This is a genomic window from Pseudomonas viridiflava (assembly GCF_900602065.1).
Lineage (GTDB): Bacteria > Pseudomonadota > Gammaproteobacteria > Pseudomonadales > Pseudomonadaceae > Aquipseudomonas.
Genome location: NZ_UWFN01000064.1, coordinates 1 through 282, shown reverse-complemented (window position 1 = coordinate 282; position 282 = coordinate 1). Strand labels below are relative to the sequence as shown.

Genomic DNA, 282 nt, shown 5'->3' with positions numbered 1-282 from the left:
TTGATGGACCGCCTGCGCGCCACCGGCGTGATCCGCGTCGGCGTGGCTGATCAGCATCAGATCAAGTTGGCGTACGCCGGCCTTGCGTATGGCGGGCAGCACGACGCGCTGCCCGATGTCGAATTCACCGAAACGTGGCCCGGCGTCATAGAGCAGGGTGTGGTGTCGGGTGCGCAAAAGAATCGCCAAACCCCGCCCCACGTCAGTTGCAACACTTCGACTTGCCCGTGCGGCACGCTTTTCAGCGGCGGGAACACGCAAAGCAGCAACAACGGCCAACCC

Annotated in this window: 1 pseudogene; it reads right to left on the bottom strand. The window is 63.8% G+C overall.

From position 1 onward, the window contains the following. Window positions 1–282: pseudogene (locus EE949_RS01010) on the bottom strand (MBL fold metallo-hydrolase); the annotation flags it as partial.